Source organism: Saprospiraceae bacterium (genome assembly GCA_016714025.1).
Taxonomy (GTDB): Bacteria; Bacteroidota; Bacteroidia; order Chitinophagales; family Saprospiraceae; genus Vicinibacter.
Genome location: JADJOB010000002.1, coordinates 2,019,427 through 2,039,231 on the forward strand (window position 1 = coordinate 2,019,427; position 19,805 = coordinate 2,039,231).

Genomic DNA, 19,805 nt, shown 5'->3' on the forward strand with positions numbered 1-19,805 from the left:
ACATGAATCAAAGAACAATCATTTCGGACGTTTTCATTGAAGGGGTCGGACTGCACACAGGCTCTTTTGTTAAAATGAAATTTAGACCAGCTCCTGAAAACTTCGGAATCCGGTTTCAACGCATGGATTTACCCGATCAGCCCATCATTGCAGCAGATGTCAGCAAGGTGGTTTCTACCAATCGAGGCACAACCCTCCAAGAGGGAGTAGCGCAAGTTTGGACTGTTGAACATGTACTTTCAGCACTTGCCGGTCTGGAAATTGATAACGTATTAATTGAATTGGATGGTCCTGAAATTCCTATTAAGGATGGCAGTGCAATGGACTTTGTGAATGTGCTGAATGGATGTGGAATTGTCGAGCAAAATGCAGAACGGGAATACTTTAAAATCCTGGAACCCATTTCCTTTGAAGATGAATCTACCGGTGCTGAATTTTTAGCATTGCCTTCTGAAAAATTGGAGATTACAACCATGATTGATTTTAACTCAAAGACCCTGGCGCCCCAATACGCAAGTCTTGAGCACATTGAAGATTATAAAACGGAAATAGCCCCTTGCAGAACCTTTGTTTTTTTGCATGAGTTGGAAGCCCTGTTAGATCAAAATTTAATAAAAGGTGGAGATTTAAACAATGCCATTGTCATCGTAGATCGGTTGATGAGTCAGGAGGAATTGGATGAATTGGCTAAGAAACTCAATAAGCCCAGCGTTAAAGTAGAGCGGGAAGGAGTATTAAATACGATTAAGCCCTATTTTGACAATGAACCCGCACGCCATAAATTACTTGATGTATTGGGTGATTTAGCTTTGGTAGGGAAGCCCATTCTGGGTAATATTTTGACTAAAAAGCCAGGACATAAATTAAACATTGAATTTGCCAGAATTCTTAAAAAGAAGCTGATTGAACAAAAGAAAATGCAGGGAGTTCCGCACTATGATCCTGACAAAGCACCGATATTTAATACCTCTCAAATTCAGGCGATGTTGCCACATCGCTATCCATTTTTAATGGTGGATAAGATTATTGAAATCTCCGAGAAATATGTGGTCGGAGTAAAAAACATTTCAATCAATGAAGCCTTGTTTCAAGGTCATTTTCCGGGAAATCCGGTATTTCCGGGCGTCCTTCAAATTGAAGCCATGGCCCAAACTGGAGGCATTATGGTATTGTCCATGCAAGAGGAGCCCAATGCCTGGGACACGTACTTTTTAAAAATTGACAATGCAAAATTTAAGCAAAAGGTCATGCCGGGAGATACCCTGTTAATTAAAATGGAATTGGTTGCTCCCGTACGCAGAGGCATTGTCCAAATGCTTGGCACGGCTTATGTAGGAAGTAAAATGGTTTGTGAAGCAGACTTAACAGCACAAATTGTAAAAAGATAAACATGAGCGGCATTCAAAGCAATATACACCCTGGAGCCATATTGGGGAAAGGGACTGTTGTTGAACCATTTTCTACTATTCACAACGATGTTATCATAGGTGAAAACTGTTGGATTGGACCCTACGTTACCATCATGTCCGGTACCCGAATTGGAAATGGTTGTAAAGTGTTTCCGGGAGCTGTTGTGGGCGCTCCACCTCAGGATTTGAAGTTTGCAGGTGAGAATAGTTTATTGGAAGTAGGAGACAATACGGTAATCCGTGAATGTTGTACGTTAAACCGCGGCACAAAAGCCGCAATGACGACTAAAGTCGGCTCGAATTGTCTGTTGATGGCTTATGTGCACATCGCGCATGATTGTTTTGTAGGAAACAATGTCATTTTAGCCAACAGCGTCAATCTGGCAGGGCATATTGAAATAGAAGAATATGCAATTATTGGAGGAATGAGTGCAATCCATCAGTTTGTCAAAATCGGAATGCATGCGATGGTTGGTGGTGGATCCCTGGTTACCAAAGATGTTCCTCCCTACGCAAAAGCAGCAAGAGAACCATTATCCTATGAAGGCATCAACTCGATAGGCTTAAAACGAAGAGGCTTTAGTGTTGATCAGGTCAATAAAATTCATGAAATTTATCGGTACTTGTTTGTGAAATATAAAAATGTAAGCAAAGCGATTAAAGCCATTGAAGTGGAATTGCCGGATTCACCTGAAAAAGATGTCATTCTTGAATTTATCCGCAATTCAAATCGCGGCATTATGAAAGGTTATCGACGTTAAACTGCAATGAAAATCGTTGCAAACTCTATATACAAACGGTTTTACAGAAACTGGATTATCAAAGATTTCAATTATACATTTAATCAGGGACAGGTTTATGGCATTGCCGGATCAAATGGTTCTGGTAAATCAACATTACTTCAGATTTTATCCGGCATGATGGGGCCCAGTAAAGGGCAGATTCACTATTCAATTGATGGCAAAGAACTTGAAGAGGAAAATTGGTTTTCAAAAATCTCTTATGCGGCACCCTATGCGGATGTTTATGATTACATGAATGTCAAAGAATTAATTCAGCATCAACAGCATTTTAAAAAATTCAGAAATAATATTACGAGTATTGATTTTATTGAAACCTGTTATCTCAGCGGACACGAAGATAAATTGATAAAGTACTATTCTTCTGGAATGAAGCAGCGTTTGAAATTGGGTTTGGCTATACTTGCAGATTCTTCTGTTTTGTTTTTAGATGAACCAATTAGCAATTTAGACGACCGGGCCAAATTATGGTGTAAGCAATTATTGCAAAACCATTGCAAGGATCGATTGGTTATTATCGCATCCAATGAGCCGGAAGATTTTGAATTGGTAAATTATAAAATACAATTGGAAGTAAATATGAATACAAAATAATTAATGGATGGTTGTTACAAACACACTAAGGCTTTTAATAATTGAGTTCCTGCAGTTTAATAGCTGCCCGACTGATAAAAATAATAAAATAAGTACCCTTGTTGACCCAAAAATGCAATTCAAATAAAAGTTAAATAATTGGTCCCGTAGTTCAACGGATAGAATAGGAGTTTCCTAAACTCTAGATAGCAGTTCGATTCTGCTCGGGACTACAAAAAAATAAATAAACGGTATCCCCGCCAAAGTTTAAGGAACGATGATTAAATCGTGACAATAGAATTCACGCTTAGTAAATAACAAAAATTCAAAAAAACAAGCAGCTATCCTCTGCCTCACAAATTCAGGGTTTAAACCCTGAATTTGTGAGGCTAGCTAAATTATTTATTATTTAGAAAATCTATATTTTATTGAATCCACGAATCTCAATGAACATTGTTTAATTCCTGCATTGCAGCATTGTAGAATTGCAGTATCGCAACATTGCAGAATTGCAGCATTTTCCTCCCCAGAGTCAGTTTGATGCTCACGATTACTTTAAACTTAGCAATGTTCAATGTAGAATTCCAATTAGTCATTGAGAATTGAGCATTGTATATTGAACATTAATTCTTCGAATCAAGCTTTTTTAATGTTCAATGCTCAATGTTCAATTAGCAATGTTCAATGCGGAATTCCAATTATTCATTGAAAATTGAGCATTGTATATTGAGCATTATTTCTTCGAAGCAAGTTTTTTAATGTTCAATGCTCAATGTTCAATTAGCAATGTTTAATGTAGAATTCCAATTAGTCATTGAGAATTGAGTATTGTGTATTGAGCATTATTTCTTCGAGGCAAGCTTTTTTAATTTTCAATGCTCAATGTTCAATTAGCAATGTTCAATGTAGAATTCCAATTAGTCATTGAGAATTGAGTATTGTGTATTGAGCATTAATTCTTCGAAGCAAGCTTTTTTAATGTTCATTGCTCAATGTTCAATTAGCAATGTTCAATGTAGAATTCCAATTAGTCATTGAGAATTGAGTATTGTGTATTGAGCATTAATTCTTCGAAGCAAGCTTTTTTAATGTTCAATGCTCAATGTTCAATTAGCAATGTTTAATGTAGAATTCCAATTAGTCATTGAAAATTGAGCATTGTGTATTGAGCATTAATTCCCTCCGCTGAACCTACGCCCAGCAGGGAAGGGAATACATTTGTGTTGTATTGATCGCGATTGATCCATTGCAGCATTGTAGCATAGCAGTATTGGTAAATTCCAATATTTAACGTATCTTTGATATTCAACCCTCGTCACCCTTTTTCAATATAAAGCCGTTTCCGGTCTATTTGCTTATTTTAGTGGAGCGTTCTGTATCAAATCATACACGACCCTTCAGGAATTATATTGATTTACTCAATTTAAATAATAGTATATGTTAAAATTTCGGACATTCCTAATTTATGGGCTTTGGGTACTGGGAAACCAAGTCTTAAATGCACAAGCACCTGTCCTGGAGGCTCCGGCTGATGTCGTTGTGAGCAGAGGATTTTCTTTTAATTTTTCCAATTTGTTGGATCGGACGGATACCTTGTTTGGTGTATTGCACGATGACAAAAACAACCGGGCTAACCTGGCAACACAGGACCTGGTTTGCATTGCGTATTGCCTTCCTAACCCTTTTACAAAATATCCGGGGCTGGATACCAATTTTCTTTCAACTGCTCCTTCAATTGCCTGCGATTGGTTTAGCCAATTGTACGACATTACCAATCCCGATGATGTCTATACACTCAGCTGGGGATTGGATGGCTATTATGAAGCTTTGGAATCTGATTCAATAAAGATTCGGATTAGCGATCAACGGGTAGATGGGAGAGGACCCATACTTCGGATATTTGAAGGTTTTGATTCAACAGGCCTGGTGGTATCTGATGTACAGACCATTTGGGTTGTAGATTGTGAATGTGTTTACGATCCCGATTTTCAATGCCAGACAGAGGAAGTCAAGCTGTATTTTGAACCGAATTGTACCTTGACCATTTTGCCGGAATGGCTCTTGGATTTTAGCGCGCTCAAACCTTGTAATGAATATTTGAATCTGGAATTGCGCGATTGGATTACCAATCAAAAAATTGATCGTCAGGTTAACCTGGAAGGAGTGCAGGTAGATTACAGAGACAAACTCCGAGAAATCAAATACACTTTAACAGATCCATTTACCGGAAATACTTGTATGGGTAGATTAATCTTGTTGGACACGATTGCACCAGTAATTCATTGTCCTGCTGATACCATCGTGGATTGTTCGGTTGACACCCGCCCAATCACTTTGGGGATACCTTTAGTTAATGAAAATTGCGAAGACTATATACTCAATTACATCGATCAGGTGGTGCGCGGAGGTTGTATGGACGGTTATGACCGGATTATTACCAGAAAGTGGATAGCGACTGATATTTCAGGGAATAAAACAGAATGCCAGCATCAAATTAAAGTGAGCTTGCTTTCGATCTCTGAAATTGTGTTACCTCCGGATTTTGATGGAACCGATCGGAATGCATTAAACTGCGATGAGGTTTATAATAAAGCTATTGACGTCAACAGTCACATAGCCAATTCTCCATTTTGCATAGATGGTTTTTTATTGGATTCTGCACATTGGTATGCCAATCCGCTCGAACCAAACATTTATCCAAACAGAAGATTGCCTCGGGTATTGGGATGGAATCGCATCGAAGATCCTTTGGATGTAAATTTCGGACATCCAAATCCTAAAACTATTTACTATCCGACGCATAAAGATTGGACCTATTCAGATCCTTTGTGTTGGGGTTTTGATGAACATATTCTTTGGGAAGGGACCGGATTTCCAACAGGCATTGAATGCGCCGATCTAAATATTTCATTCAGGGATTCGATCGTAGAGCATAATACCCCCAATTGCAGCTCTTCCAATTTGAGTTGTTATGATGTTTTTCGGGAATGGACGGTATTGGACTGGTGTACTACAGAAATGTTGGTGTACACGCAAAAAATAAGCATTACAGACACTAAGGGACCTGAAATATTGTATCCGGATACTATAAAAGTCTTCCTGGATCCATTAACGTGTAAAGGACGATGGGAAGTTTTGGTTCCCTGGTTAACAGACAATTGTTCTAATGAAATTCATTATGTATTCAGTAGCAGTGGAGGTGATATTTCAGGAAATGAAACCACCGGTTTTGTCCTCAGCAATCTTTCAAAAGGAATTTATACAGGAACCATAATTGCCAGTGATTGCTGTGGAAATATTACTAACAAAGAAAGTGTGATTGTGGTAGAAGACAATACGCCACCAAATGCAGTTTGTGTAGAAAAATTAAAAGTAACCGTTTCAATAAATCAAGTACCGGGAAAAAATGTTGCTAAGGTATCCGCACATTGGATGAGTAAATCAAGTGCAGATCCATGTGACTCGACCATTTATTTTAAAATCATTCGATTGGATCAATTGCAAGGAACGAGCAATGGATCTGATGATAGTTTGGAAGTTACAAATAATTATTGCGGTTTAGTCAATGGAGATGATAATGATCAATTGGATGGTACTCAAATTTATTTTGATGACGCTGCAACGTTTTGTTGTGCGGATGTAGATAATAAAGTGTCTATAGTTTTACGTGTTTTTGATCGCGATCCTGGTGCCGGACCGGTATTGCCTTCCGATATGGCACCCGGAGGAAGATTGCACAACCATTTTAGCGATTGCATTTCTTATGTTGAAGTTGTAGACAACAGTATGCCTACCTTGGTTTCTCCTCCGGATATCGTTGTGAGTTGCAGTTTTCCAATTGATATTTCCAAATTATCAGATCCAAATGATTCGACATTTGGCAGAATCGTTTCGGATTTATCCTTGCGAAATAAAGTAATAAGTTATGATAAAGTATGCCCTAATTTCTGTGTAAAAAATGACATTACTGGCTATCCTGGGCCTGTAAACGATCCACCGCCACCAAGTCCACCCGCATCAAACAGAGCATGTGATTACACTAATACATTGTATGACTCAACTCACCCGGATCGTTTTTACGAATTGGTTTGGGGATTTGATGGCTATGTCTTGAGTGCTTGTGAAATCATTCCTGAAATTCAGGTAACAGATTTTCGCAAAGGCGGACAAGGAAAAATCACCCGACGCATTTTAGTGTATGGTCCGAATGGAATTACGGTAACCGGCACACAAACTATTTGGGTGGTAGATTGTCAACCATTTAATATCAATAAAAACAATGCCTGCGATACCCTCGATGATATTATCTGGCCGGGCAATTGTAACGGACAAGCAAGCATCCTGGAAAATTGTCGGGATGATTGGAGTCCTGCAAATCCTTTACTTGGAAGTCCGATTTTAATCAATGACCGAAACTGTAATATGATTACAGTGGATTATGTAGATACTTTGATTTCCAACAGTCCGGATGCCTGTTTAAAATTGATCCGCACGTGGACGGTTATTGACTGGAATCAGTATGAACCGACTTTGGCCTTACTCGATGCGAAATGGACTTATCAACAAATCATTCATATCAACGACGCTGACGTACCCGATTTACTAACTGTAATAGCAACACCCCAAACAGCAGACAGCAGCGGTTTTGCTTCAATAGATTTAACAGCCTCTGGTGTCGATAATTGTACTTTAGCTTCTGAGCTTCAGTTTAGCTATCTATTAGATGAATTCAATGATGGAAGTGGAAAATATCCAGGTGGTTATGAGTATCAGGTAGGTTCACTCAGTTTGCAAGAGTTTAACGATGGAAAACTTCCTGCGTTGGCTGACAATCCACGCGCTTTCAATGCCAATAATCCATTCAATGCAAGTGGAAAATATCCGGTAGGAACACATAAAATTCTTTGGACAGTCGTTGATGGATGTGGAAATACATTCAGTTCAGAAAAATTATTTGAGATCAAAGAAATTGTCGGTATTGATAACAATAACAAAGTATCCAATGAATTAACCATCGTACCAAATCCATCAAACGGAAACTTTAAAATTGTATCCAGTCAATCCATCGATTTAATAAAATTGATTTCAAGTACGGGTAAAATAACATTAGACTATCCTGTAACAGAAAGCAATTGGATCAGTTTAAAGGGAATTCCATCCGGTGTATATTTTGTTAAGACATTCAAACAAGGAAAACAACTTGCCATTGCCAAACTCATGGTAATGGAGTAGGGAACATTTTAAAGCACAAATGCATCTTCATTTACAATTGGGAATAGCTTATGCTATTCCCAATTGTAATTTATATATTACACATTCACTGACCATTGACCACTTATTCTTCAGTTCTGAATTTAATCATTCATCAATTCTACTATAAATAAATTCAATCCATGCGAGTTAAGCAACCAGACTTTTCTTAGATTTACTTTTTATATCAAACAAAACCAATTCATGAATCCCAAAATTGCAGTATTCTTTTGCTTATTAAGCATTTCTTTGAATGCACAAGTAGTAAAGCTGGACTCATCCAATTTGCCGATCTGTATCATTGATACCCGTGGAAAAGTCATTGCCAACGAGCCAAAAATTCTGGCGCATATGAAGATCATTGACAATGGCCCCGGGAAAATCAATAAAGTCAAGGATACCAAATACAACTACAATAATTTTATCGCGATCGAAATTCGCGGGAACAGTTCGCAGTTTTATCCGCAGAAACAATATGGCATCGAATTACGGGATAGTTTGACAGGATCAGATCTGGATGCCGGATTGATGGGCATGCCGGCTGAGGAAGATTGGGTTTTGTATGCTCCTTACAATGACATCAGCATGCTGCGCAATGTGCTCACCTATAATTTATGGAATGCAATGGGACATTGGGGTCCGCGCACCCGTTTTTGCGAATTGCTCATCAACAATGAATATGTAGGAATCTATATTTTAACCGAATCGATTAAACGGGGACCTGATCGGGTAGCCATTGCAAAACTTAATCCGGAAGATACCATTGGACTGGAACTCACCGGAGGTTATATTATGAAGATTGACAAGAATAGCAATGGAGCAGATCTGGGTTTTGTTTCTAAAGTTAAATCAACCACCAATTTGGATATTAACTGGTTGCATCATTATCCTGATTCCAATGACATTAAACCCAAGCAGCGAAAGTACATTCAGAATTTTATTGATACGGTGGAGTTGTTAATTGCATCACCCGGATTTTCAGATCCGGTAAAAGGATACAAGAAATACATCAGCGTCAATTCATTCATAGATTATTTTCTGATCACTGAGTTTTCAAGAAATATCGACGCCTATAAAGCAAGCAGTTTTTTTTACAAGGAAAAACTGGAAGCAGATGGAAGTAAAGGCATGTTGAAAGCCGGACCTGTTTGGGATTACAATTTTGCATTTGGAAATGCAAGTTTTTGTTCGGGGGCGCAAACTACCGGTTGGATGTACGATGGATGTGTTCCGGCTACCATACCAACACCCATTTTATGGAGGAGATTGTTGGGAGATACCAATTATGCCAATGCGGTCAAATGCCGTTATCTTGAATTGAGAAAAACCCTGTTGGATACCGGAAATTTATTCCAATATTTAAATCGCTATGCATTCGATACCCTTGATGTGGCGCAAAAAAGACATTTCACCAAATGGAAAATTCTGGGCACCAATCCAGGTGGGTTCAATGCCTACATTGCCAGTTCGTATTTAGATGAAATGAATCGTTTAAAAAACTGGATACGCAATCGACTCAATTGGATGGATGCTAATTTACCGGGACGATGCATTCCGGCTCCGGTGATTGTAAAGCTTGAATTGCCATTAGATCCGGAATGTTTTCAGGGAGTCAGACCAGTGATGCAAAAAGCGCAACCATTTAATATCGCTCCGTTCAATTACCAGGGAACTGAAAAATTAACCACGATTCCACCAAATATTATCCGATGGGTATTGATTGAATTGAGAGACGCGAAAGATTCAACAAAAATTATTGATCGAAGGGCCGCTTTGCTTCGCATGGACAGTGTTTTGGTTGATACCAATTTGAATGTAGGCGTTCTGTTTCCAAAAGCCATAGACAAACAGCAATACTTTGTGATGGTTCGATACGATTCAATGGCCTTTCTATTGAGTAAAGAGCCTGTTGCAGTTCCCAATGACAATGATTACAATCTCAACCGAAGCCACCGGTTGAATGGAATTTTGAATTCCAGTCCACTGATATATACTACCAATTGGATGGGTTTTGACACTTTAAAAGTATGTCAAGGCGAATCTTTATATTTAAGTGACAGCAACTTTGTTAAGTTGGGTTATTCATTTGAAGAGCAAATTGTATCAGCTGATGGCATCAATTTGAGCATTACAAAGCCACATGAAATTTTATTTAATACGGATAGTGCTGGAGTTTATCAAGTAAGTATGTTTTTAAATTGCAAGGAGCATTCGATAATCAAGAGCCGTTTTGTAGTTGTTGTATTTGAAAATCCTACAGCTCGGATCATGGGGCCCTCTGCTTTTTGTTTAGGAGATACAATCACACTGCAATCAGAATTATTTAATTCCTATCAATGGAGTACGGGAGAAACTTCACAATCCATTCGCGTCAGCAAAGCAGGCCATTTTCAGTTGATGGTAAGCGATGCAAATGGATGTAGTGCAACAGCAGAAAAGGAAATTATACAGCATCCGGAAATCAAAGGTAAAATCATTGCAGTACCAGCTTCGGCACCAACTAAATGTAAGTTGTATTTTCAGCCAGATGATTTGCTTGCAAACTACAGTTATTTATGGAGCACAGGCGAACAAACAGATACCATTGAAACCAATGAACTAAACATTCATTTGACCATAATGGATACCAATCAATGCAAAACTACGATAACATTTATATGTAATCCTGTTGCAAACGAAGACGAGTCAGTTGAACCCTTGCAGGTAAGTCCAAATCCAAACAAAGGATCATTCAAAATTTACAGTCCGAATTCAATTGACAAGCTCACAATATTTTCAGTAAATGGAATTCGAATCTATGCTTTAAATACCAATGTACAAACTGAACCCATTCATCAAATCAATATTAATAATCTAGCTCCCGGCATTTATTTAGGACGCGCAGTAATAGATAATAAAAACATCAGTTTTAGAATTGTGGTGGAGTAGGGAATTTAATTTTCAGGTTTCTTCAGCATCCCAAATTCAGGGTTTAAACCCTGAATTTGGGATGCTGAAGAAAGCAGCAAAAGTCATAATTCTGCAATACTAAAATGCTGCAATTCTACAATGAAATAATCTTACAATCTTCGCTGGGCGTAAGCTGCGCCTACAGTTCAGTAATCAACAATCAGAGGTTAGTTGTCAGCTAACTTTAGAATAAAATCTAACTGTTCGAAATGCAGCGTGCGGCGAAAATTTTTCAGAGCCATGTTTAAAAAGTATTCTATTAGATGTAAAACTGCCGCATTTGTATAACCACCAAAAGCGTGAGAAAAATTTGAGCTGAAGCCTGAGTCTAGCAAGAACGCCTTCATTTCGAACAAGCCTTTTGGTTCTTTTGGGCGAATGCAAAAGAACGAAGCCCCTTATTATTCGTGTCAACAATTAAAGGCATCTGTTTTTTACCTTCCTTCGCTAGGCGTAGTCTGCGTCAACAGTTCAATAATCAACAATCAGAGGTCAGTTGTCAGCTAACGTTAGGATAAAATCTAACCGTTCGAAATGCAGCGTGCGGCGAAAATTTTTCAGAGCCAAGTTAAACTAAGTATTCTATTAGTTGTAAAACTGACGCATCTGTATAACCACCAAAAGCGTGAGAAAAATTTGAGCTGAAGCTCGAGCTTAGCAAAAACGCCTTCATTTCGAACAAGCCTTTTGGTTCTTTTGGGCGAATGCAAAAGAACGAAGCCCCTTATTATTCGTGTCAACAATTAAAGGCATCTGTTTTTTACCTTCCTTCGCTGGGCGTAGGCTAAGCCTACGTCCTTATTTTCAATCGCAGAAGAACCCGAGTTTTGTTTTAAATAAATGCAATCATCAAATAGGCTTGACCTATGAAGAAATGCATGTTTAAAATAGAAGAATAATTTTACTTATAGCTTAATTAATTCCTCTATAGGTTCAAGCAATGCATAGCTCAGTAGTTAACAATTTATATTGTAGAATGGAGTAGCTAAAAATTTCAAAATTAAATAATGGTAATTGCCTACTTAACTAAATCTACACTCAGAATAGAAACATAAGTAAAAACTACATTTAATTTGAATGAAATCAATTAGTCTGTTGTCAACACAATAGAATTTAATTTTTTGCTTACTTCACGGATCGCCGTCATCACTTTGGCAGCTTGGCTTTCAGAAGCTCTCTTAGTTCCAGATACGTATTGTCTTAAAAGACCTGGATTCAATTTGCCTGTTTTCGCCAGTTGGCTAATATTTACTTCGGGAATTAAATCAAAAATGGATTCCAGATCAACCTCGAATTTGATTTTATATCCCTTACTGAGTTGTTTTTTTACAGCAGTATCTTCTTCAATAAGAATACTGATCATTTCTTCTAGATTGGATTTGACTTCTTCATAGCTAGAACCTCCGGCTACACAGCCATCCAAATCTTTCAAGTATGCAAAAAATGCATCTTCGTTTCGTTCTATAATTGCAGTTAATTGTTTCATTTTAAATTTTAATTTCAGCTTTTTTCAAGATACTTTGTTCTGTTCCTTTTGGTAAATCTTTAGAGCCGTGAAATGGTATGACCACAATGCCACTAATTTTAAATGTTTATAAATTCTGCGACTCCCGTTTTGCCATACAAAATACCAGCCATTAGCTATAATTAGTTTTTCTGTTTCTAGAGCTTTTACTCCGTAAAGGTAGCATAATTGCTACTATTTAAAATCAAATTATTTTTATAATCTTTGGGGATTCCATAATTCGAATCAGCTTTATCCAGCTTCCTTTTTGGTCCAATTATTATGGGCAGGGTTCAAGCAGTTCTTTAAACTACTCAAAGAGGGTATTTTATAAACCTTCAAATTTTACTAGCATTGGTAAAATTGACTACAAACTATTGATCGCTCACCGATAATGTAAAATATTCTTTTGCAAAAAATGAAATATTCAATATAAAACTTATCTTGCAATGAATTAACGCCAACCAATGATCAAGTATATCTCCATTATACTCGCCCTCGGCTTTGCCAGCTGCAAGACAAGCAAACTCGATCAACAATCAGAACAGCAAAGCATTATTAAGGTATTGGATCGATGGCACCAGGCAGCGGGCTCAGCGGATTTCAAAGCCTATTTTGATGTGCTAACCGAAGATGCTATTTTTATGGGAACCGATGCAACAGAGCACTGGGACAAGCTGCATTTTATGGAATTTTCCAAACCCTATTTCGACAGAGGCAAAGCCTGGAATTTTAAATCCTTGCAACGACACATTTACTTTGATCCATCCGGACGCATCGCCTGGTTTGATGAATTACTCGACACTCAAATGAAAATTTGCCGGGGATCTGGTGTAATGCAAAAACAAGGCAATGCCTGGAAAATCAAACAGTATGTTTTGTCTATGACCGTCCCCAATGAGAAGGTGGATGAGGTGGTGAGGGTGAAGGATACAATTGAAACAAAGATTATCTTGAAATTAGTTGAAGATCGGAAGTAATTGAAATTGGATTTAGTAATTGTTTCATTTTAAATTTTTATAAATTCATTTAATGAAAATTGCATTCACCTCCTGTTCAAACATCATACAATATCCAAATCAATATTGGTGGAAGGACATTGAATCACAAGACCCGGACTATTTGTTTCTCTTGGGTGATAATATTTACATGGACATTCCAAAGAGGAAAGGAAAGTTAAAGAGAATGAATGCAGATGAATATGAAAATGAAATGCGGATCATATATAACAAACAATTTCAAGAGGTTCATTTTGCTAGTTTGGTTGAGAAGATGATTTTAAAAAAGGGTCTTTATGCCATTTGGGATGACCATGATTTTTTATGGAATGATGCTTTGGGGGAAGGAAAAGTGACTGCATTGGATCGGGAAAAAATGGCAAGATCCCGAAGTTTATTTCATCAGTATTTCAAGAATTGTTCCACAAATGGAACACATCTGTATTATTATCTTGATATTGGCCCGGCGCAAGTATTGTTTTTGGATAATCGAACCTATGCGCAAATCAAAGATACAAATGCTAAGTTGTTGGGAGATGCACAATTTGAATATATTAAAGAATCTTTGTTGCCAGGTAAAGATTTTACAATCATCTGTGGCGGATTGACCTTAACCGAAAGCATGATTAAAAAGTTCCGTGGCCCTGCGGATAACTGGCTTGACTATCCCTTAGACCTTGTAAAATTATGCGAAATACTTTCTACCTATAAGAATGTTTTGTTTTTAGGAGGAGATATCCATAGGAATGGATTTCAAGAACCAATTTTATTAAAAGATATTTTGGAAATCCTTAAGCCAAATTGGCTGACAACAGAAGCGTGGAATAAATTGCGTACCCCCCCTCAGTTTATTTCATCAGGTATTGCAATTGATCGGCCAGATGTGGTTAGAAATTGGGCTTTATTGAAAATAGAGACAAGTGGTGTTGACATTACATACTACAAATTTGACCCAAACAGTACTACCTCCACAAAATTAGATGCAAAAACGACAGATGATGCCAATGAATGGCTCAAGGAGAATAATTATTTTATCCCTATAGCATAAGGGTTTTAATTTTAATTCCAAATAGCAATGCTTTATTTTTAAAAATCAGATTAAATTGAAATCATGAAAATTGCATTCACTTCTTGTATTAATATCACCCAGTATCCAAATCAACCTTGGTGGAAGGATATTGAGGAACAAGATCCAGATTATTTGTTTTTATTGGGCGATAATATTTATATGGATTATCCATTGCTAAAAGAGCCATTTAAATATGAATTGAAATTAATGAGTGCAATTAATTATCAATCGAAAATGGAAAATCATTATGAAAACCAATTCAAGGAAAGTAGTTTTAAAAGCCTTTTCGATAAATTAAATCAGGAGAATCGTTTATTTGGAATTTGGGATGACCATGATTTTTTGTGGAATAATTCAAGAGGACTAACTTTATTGGCTAGCAAGGATTCATTAAAGTATGAAATAAAAGAGAAGATAGATATTTCTAGACGCCTTTTTCATCAGTATTTTAAAAATTGTTCTTCAAATTTACCAGAATTATATTATTTAATTGATACCCCTTTGGCTAGAGTTATTTTTCTTGATGCAAGAAGTTATAGTGAAAAAGCGGGGGTAAATAGTTTGTTACTTGGTAATACTCAATTTGAGTATTTAGAAAAGTCGTTAAATCATGATAGGAAATATACTATTATTTGTTCTGGTCAAACACTAACTGAAAAACGGGAAAGAGATCAAATTGTATCTAAAGAAAATTGGTCTGGATATCCAATGGAACTGGTTAAATTATGTAGGATGATAAAGGATATGTCCAATGTTATTTTTTTAAGTGGAGATATTCATAAAAATAAATTTGTTGCTCCTGTTACACTTAGTGATATTAAGAGGATTGTCAAACCGGGTAATGTTTCTGATAAGGAATTTAAAACTTTGAAGACACCAATACAATTTATCTCTTCAGGATTTGCGCTTAGCATGAAAGGAGTATTAAAAAATTGGGCAATGTTGAATATTGATGATGAAGGACTCTCCATTAACTATTTCAAAAAACATTCCAAGGACAAACTCAAAACTACACTAGATATAGATACCACAAATCAAGCATCTAAATGGCTGCAAGAAAATAAATTTTAAATACCAATCATACTTTAATTAAATGTGTCATTAATGGTTCGGTTTGTTGTAAACCCATTCTTCCTCAGTCAACTCTGTAATTACTAAAGGGCATATTTTACAAGCTTCATCCCCATTTTGCTTATACCATCGGCATTGAGGTCTAATTCCGCATTCAGGGAGTGTATTTGCTAATTGAATGGAACTGCAAGCTTGAATTAATTTGTCAGCAACCCCACAACGTGCTCCCGTCCATTGTTTGCAACCAGATTCAACACATTTATTGGTAAACCGGAATTGTTGTTCAGCGGGTGCCAATTGATGAGATATATCTATGAACGAATTGTCAATTTTTAATGGCTCAGGAAGAATGGCCATGCTGCCGTCTTCTTGTCTGATACCAAGGAGCCGGGCTCCAGTTTGAGCCCGGCTGCTTGGACAAAGAATGGTCTTTGTTGTTTTCACGACGTTTGTTTTTTAGTAGACCCTAGGAGTTCTTTGATTTTCAAATTGGGTCCTATTTCTTTATGAGTTCGTGCAATTAATCCATAAATGATGGGACCTCCTGGAAATTTATCCATAGGAAACAAAACCACTGATTTGCTGATTCCAGATTTTGCGAGGATGCTGGTGGTAGCAATTTGAATGGCAGCATTGATTTCATTGCGTTGTGCTGTTGTAAGTTTTACATTACCCAGGTCAACGGTAAATACATTTTCTTTCATAATAAATTTTTAAAATGCCTACTCTTGGATAGGATTTTCGGCAAACTCCTTTTAAATTGATTCTCATTAAGGTTGATTTGCACCCGAGAAGATAATTAAATCAGCTACTGTAAAATCGCCGGCTACATTCGACGGCAAACTTGGAGTGAATCCTCCAGCAACATTTAAATATGAACTTTCATTTCGTTTGAGCATGCGAATAAAAGTTTCAGCAACTATTTTAGATCCCAGAGGCCCAAGTTTTTGGCCTCCTTCTAAAACAGCAGCTTCTCTAAGGATGTAATACCATAGAGGCGTTTTATTAAGCAATAGTCCACCTTGAGAACTTAATAAATTGCTTTCATCTAATGGCAATCCAGATTTTAATTGTGCAATGGTAAGTGGTACGATACCATTTGCAAGTGCAGTAGCTTGTCCGCTTGGTAAACCCAATGCAAGACCTCTTCTTAAATTTCGAATAGCCAACGAAGCCATGATTCCAGAAAAGCCTGGGAGATTGGCTAATCCATTGGTTAAAGCGCTATCAATTTTACGTGCATGATTAAAAATGGGAACAGGTATTCCTGTTTCAAAAAAAGCATTAAAATCAACCACTTTTTCTGAGTGAACAGGTAAATTTGGATTTCTGATAAATTCGAATGCCTGCATCAAGCTTAGGTTTATTTCTCGGTGATTGGTCCAATAATTGGGTCGAATTAAACTATGTCCAAAGCGGTAAGCGGCAACGGAGAATTCAACTGGCATACTAAATGGACTTCCAATCGCGGCATTCACAGAAAGTAGCGCATTGTTTACAGCTACTTGTCCACAAATTCTTTTCAGAAAATCATGTACCAAAGCCCATTGGTAATGTTGGGTAACCAATTTTTTTGCCTCTACAAATAAATCACCAGAGAAATTATCAATAATTAAAAAGTCAATGACCGCATTATGAAACTTTAACATGGCCATATGAAATTGTGAGACAAAAAGATTTTCATCATTACGAGGATCACCAATGACAGCTGTATTAGAACCTGTCACTCTGGGGACATCAAAATCCGTTTGTATCTGCATGCCACCAAATCCACCTCCATTGGTGGATGGTCCTCCGCTTAGGCCGGCTGTATTCGTTCCAAGTTTGAATTTTATTGCTGTGCTTGGTATAGCTCCTGTTGGAAACTCATACAAGAATGGATTTAATGCCGGTCCTAAGCCATAAAGACTATCTAAATCCAGACTGGGAGATCTCATGTTATTGATAGTAGTTGCATCTGTTTCCACATCAATGGATGAAGAAACATCCAATGTAATATCATGATCAACAAACTGACCGAAATAGGTAAATCCAGATGGAAGTTGTGCATCTCCCGCGGCATTGTCTCTGCCAGGCATTCCCATCATATTGCCAAGAGCTTCTAACAAAGCGATTGATGTATTGTCAAATGGTAATTTACTGGAAGCACGAGTTCCAGCAGAGGTCATATAACCAAATTTATCACTACAAGCTGAGTTCACTGCATTTCGTTGGAACCACAACAGATTGGCCCGGGCACCATGAAAGCGGCCCACATCGCGTTTGAAAGATTGCAAGCTCGCTTTAAAATCTTGGGGAATGTTTTCAATCGAATGAACCCCTTGTGGATTGTATCGCTTCAAAGCTGCCGTCAACTTTTCAAGTTCGACTTTCGGTTTAATATTTAATTCGGAAATTCTTTTACTGATTTTTGATAAATCAATTGCTTTAGGTACTTTAGCCATAATACAAATTTTAGGATGGTACTTACTCTATACAGTTTTCAGTGACCCTGTCTTACTCTTAAGGATTTTCAGAAAACTCCAAATCAATTTAGATAGCCTGAAAGTCTGGACTTACTTTGGAAATTGTTTAAGCAAAATTGGGGCAATTATAAAACTTTGTCAATACTGATAAAGCACCAATTTTAATTGTATCTAAAGAACCAATTGCACTACATCTTTTGGATCCATAAAGTTTAATATTAAAGTTAATTAATATGTGTTACCTATTGATAATTAATTGTATTTAGTTTTTATTGTTTAACAAGCCATTAATTAAGATGTAAAAAATCAAAATAATCTGTTGTGTTTATTAAAAATAGTTTAGTATTTATTTGGTTTTATTGATTAATAAACATATTTTTAAGCAGTTAATAAATAAAATAGAGGCACTGAAGCCTCTGTAAACAACCAACCTTGAATTATGTGCCTTTTGGTTAAAAGCGTGCAACTAATAGAGATTCATTCGCCTTTGTCGGTTGAAAAGGCCTCCTCCAAAATCTTAAGACTTTTAGCTTCGATTTCCACAAACGCTCGTTTTGGAATTTTTGATTGTATTTATATTAAAATTAATAAAACATTTGGTTATGAATTTTCCTGTAATATTTGATGTGGCTATTGGTATAGTAGTCATTTATTTCATTTCATCCCTCCTTTTGTCATTCATTATGGAATTTGTTATAGTGCGTAGAAATTGGAGGGGAGATTTTTTATATGAAAAATTGCGAAATCTTTTTTACAGCAGTCAAGGTGGCTTATACAATGTTATAGAGAAGTTGTATAGACACCCTATGATAAGTAAATTACAACAATACTCGTATAGAAGACCTGAAACGATATCTACTGTTAATTTTTCAAAAACATTTTTGGCGGTTATGAAAGAAATAGGGGTTGATACCTATAATGACCAAGTGAATGATTTAAAAGAGAGTCTTAAAGATGCAGAGAATAAGGAAGCTATAGAATTGGAATTGAATAAATTGAAAGAAAAATTCAATCCAGCAATTAATAATAAGGAATTGGAATTGGCATATTTGGATTTAGCTATGTCCAATAGAAAATTTTTTGATGGAGACGGAAAGAGACTCATTGAGGGAATACTGAATAGGAACGGTTCGGAAACAAATTCAATAGAACAGCAGCTGGGAGAATGGTATGATGCATTTATTGAGCGAACACAATACTTGTTTAAGAGGGAAGTGAAATGGTACTTGTTTTTTTATTCTTTACTGTATTGTGCAATACTTAATGTGGATACCATATCAATATATAATAAGCTCTTGAAGGATGATAAGTTAAGGGAAGGGGTAGTCATTATGGCTAATAATATCAGTAACATGAGCTATGATTCAGCAAAATTGGTTATTCTGGAACCTATATACAAAACTATTGCTGTAACTGATAGTATGCAATTAGATTCAACCCAACAGAAGCAAATAAAAGAAGATACAGTTTTAAGTTACAAAAAAATTGTTCTAGCTTACGGAGATGCATCAAGCCTGATAGGTTGGGATAAAATTAACCGGGCAGAACTTACCAATTTAATAGGAAACTCTAATTGGTGGGAGTTGTTTTTGAAGTTTTTAGGTATCTTGATTTCTGCATTTGCCTTAACATATGGTGCTCCATTTTGGTATGATTATCTTAAATCCATGGTTGAAGTTCGAAAAGTAATTAATCCAAAAGCAATAAAAACTTAGAT

At 36.8% G+C, this 19,805-nt stretch carries 13 protein-coding genes, 1 tRNA gene and 1 pseudogene; 10 read left to right on the forward strand and 5 right to left on the reverse strand.

Annotation, left to right across the window (positions count from 1 at the left end; genetic code table 11):
* The first annotated feature begins 2 nt into the window (after nt 1–2).
* From IPJ80_11150 to IPJ80_11175, 6 genes are all read left to right on the forward strand, one after another.
* Nucleotides 3–1,388: a bifunctional UDP-3-O-[3-hydroxymyristoyl] N-acetylglucosamine deacetylase/3-hydroxyacyl-ACP dehydratase gene (locus IPJ80_11150; GenBank protein MBK7914044.1), complete on the forward strand. Its 1,386-nt coding sequence runs from the start codon at nt 3–5 to the stop codon at nt 1,386–1,388.
* Nucleotides 1,389–1,390: 2 nt separating this feature from the next.
* Nucleotides 1,391–2,170: an acyl-ACP--UDP-N-acetylglucosamine O-acyltransferase gene (lpxA, locus tag IPJ80_11155; GenBank protein ID MBK7914045.1), complete on the forward strand. Its 780-nt coding sequence runs from the start codon at nt 1,391–1,393 to the stop codon at nt 2,168–2,170.
* 6 nt (nt 2,171–2,176) lie between these two features.
* Complete coding sequence (locus tag IPJ80_11160; GenBank protein ID MBK7914046.1) at nt 2,177–2,803, forward strand: ABC transporter ATP-binding protein; 627 nt, start codon at nt 2,177–2,179, stop codon at nt 2,801–2,803.
* Nucleotides 2,804–2,943: 140 nt separating this feature from the next.
* Nucleotides 2,944–3,015, forward strand: a tRNA-Arg gene (locus IPJ80_11165).
* A gap of 1,204 nt (nt 3,016–4,219) precedes the next feature.
* Nucleotides 4,220–8,014: a T9SS type A sorting domain-containing protein gene (locus IPJ80_11170; GenBank protein MBK7914047.1), complete on the forward strand. Its 3,795-nt coding sequence runs from the start codon at nt 4,220–4,222 to the stop codon at nt 8,012–8,014.
* Between the two features lie 222 nt (nt 8,015–8,236).
* Nucleotides 8,237–10,960 (forward strand): CotH kinase family protein, encoded by a 2,724-nt coding sequence (locus tag IPJ80_11175; protein MBK7914048.1) that lies wholly within the window; start codon nt 8,237–8,239, stop codon nt 10,958–10,960.
* Between the two features lie 1,108 nt (nt 10,961–12,068).
* Here IPJ80_11175 and IPJ80_11180 read toward each other — a convergent pair.
* Together IPJ80_11180 and IPJ80_11185 are read right to left on the reverse strand one after the other, a co-directional pair.
* On the reverse strand, nt 12,069–12,467 hold the full coding sequence (locus IPJ80_11180) for a type II toxin-antitoxin system HicB family antitoxin (GenBank protein ID MBK7914049.1): 399 nt from the start codon (nt 12,465–12,467) through the stop codon (nt 12,069–12,071).
* Between the two features lies 1 nt (nt 12,468).
* Nucleotides 12,469–12,629: pseudogene (locus tag IPJ80_11185) on the reverse strand (type II toxin-antitoxin system HicA family toxin).
* A gap of 323 nt (nt 12,630–12,952) precedes the next feature.
* On the opposite strand from IPJ80_11185, the gene IPJ80_11190 reads away from it, so the two are divergent.
* From IPJ80_11190 to IPJ80_11200, 3 genes are all read left to right on the forward strand, one after another.
* Complete coding sequence (locus IPJ80_11190) at nt 12,953–13,465, forward strand: nuclear transport factor 2 family protein (GenBank protein ID MBK7914050.1); 513 nt, start codon at nt 12,953–12,955, stop codon at nt 13,463–13,465.
* Nucleotides 13,466–13,517: 52 nt separating this feature from the next.
* Nucleotides 13,518–14,531 carry an alkaline phosphatase D family protein gene (locus IPJ80_11195; protein MBK7914051.1) on the forward strand — a complete coding sequence of 338 codons (1,014 nt, stop codon included), beginning with the start codon at nt 13,518–13,520 and terminating at the stop codon, nt 14,529–14,531.
* 63 nt (nt 14,532–14,594) lie between these two features.
* Complete coding sequence (locus tag IPJ80_11200; protein ID MBK7914052.1) at nt 14,595–15,623, forward strand: alkaline phosphatase D family protein; 1,029 nt, start codon at nt 14,595–14,597, stop codon at nt 15,621–15,623.
* A gap of 30 nt (nt 15,624–15,653) precedes the next feature.
* Here IPJ80_11200 and IPJ80_11205 read toward each other — a convergent pair whose 3' ends face one another.
* From IPJ80_11205 to IPJ80_11215, 3 genes are all read right to left on the reverse strand, one after another.
* Nucleotides 15,654–16,067, reverse strand: a complete 414-nt coding sequence (locus IPJ80_11205; protein ID MBK7914053.1) for a hypothetical protein — start codon at nt 16,065–16,067, stop codon at nt 15,654–15,656.
* Nucleotides 16,064–16,327 carry a hypothetical protein gene (locus IPJ80_11210; protein MBK7914054.1) on the reverse strand — a complete coding sequence of 88 codons (264 nt, stop codon included), beginning with the start codon at nt 16,325–16,327 and terminating at the stop codon, nt 16,064–16,066. The genes IPJ80_11205 and IPJ80_11210 overlap by 4 nt, the downstream gene beginning before the upstream one ends.
* Before the next feature lie 66 nt (nt 16,328–16,393).
* Nucleotides 16,394–18,067, reverse strand: coding sequence for a hypothetical protein (locus IPJ80_11215; GenBank protein MBK7914055.1), 1,674 nt, complete (start codon nt 18,065–18,067; stop codon nt 16,394–16,396).
* Between the two features lie 623 nt (nt 18,068–18,690).
* On the opposite strand from IPJ80_11215, the gene IPJ80_11220 reads away from it, so the two are divergent.
* A complete protein-coding gene (locus tag IPJ80_11220) occupies nt 18,691–19,803 on the forward strand; it encodes a hypothetical protein (protein ID MBK7914056.1) in 1,113 nt (370 codons plus the stop codon).
* Nucleotides 19,804–19,805 lie beyond the last annotated feature (2 nt).